This window comes from Bradyrhizobium sp. NBAIM03, assembly GCF_020194055.1.
Lineage (GTDB): Bacteria > Pseudomonadota > Alphaproteobacteria > Rhizobiales > Xanthobacteraceae > Bradyrhizobium > Bradyrhizobium yuanmingense.
Window position 1 is genome coordinate 1 of record NZ_JADYVS010000100.1, and the last position, 679, is coordinate 679.

Consider the following 679-nt stretch of genomic DNA (forward strand, 5'->3'; position numbering starts at 1 on the left):
TCGCTTGCCTTCAACATTTCGCCTGTTCAGTTGCGGGATTCCGCGCTTGGAGAGCGCATTATATCGATCCTAGAGCAAACCGGCTTTGGTCCGCGCCGCCTGGAAATTGAAATTACAGAGAGCGCGTTCGTGGAAAGAAACGGGGCTGCGAAGACCGTGATTGACGAACTTCGTCAAGCCGGCGTCCGCATCGCGCTCGATGATTTCGGAACAGGTTATGCTACGCTTAGCCAGCTGCTTTCGTTTCGTCTTGACAAGATCAAGATCGATCGCAGCTTCGTGTCGCATCTCCACGACAGCACTGACAGCCGGGTGATCGTTCGTGCTATACTCGGCCTTGCTGAAGGGTTTGGTTTGACGACCACGGCCGAGGGAGTCGAAGACGAACGCCAGCTCGTCTTTCTGGTGTCCAATGGTTGCACAGAAGGACAAGGCTACCTGTTCAGTGGTCCCGTTCCAGCCGCCGATATCCCCGCGCTGCTCGATCGCGAAGCCAGCCGCGGACCGGTCACTGAAGATGGAGCAAGAAACCCACATGCGTGAGCCGACGCGCTGAGTTCAAGCGTGCTCGGGAGGCGCTTGACTAGAATAAAGCGTCTAGAGTTGCTGCGATACATTCGACGCATCACCCTGCATTGTTGCTCAGGCGGGCGCATTCACTTGGACAGGGCGCAGACTC

The 679-nt window shown here is 56.7% G+C and carries 1 protein-coding gene; it reads left to right on the forward strand.

What is annotated here, in order from left to right:
• The coding region (locus tag I6F21_RS37570) for an EAL domain-containing protein (RefSeq protein WP_225184364.1) at positions 1 to 543 on the forward strand (543 nt) is incomplete at its 5' end.
• Positions 544 to 679 lie beyond the last annotated feature (136 nt).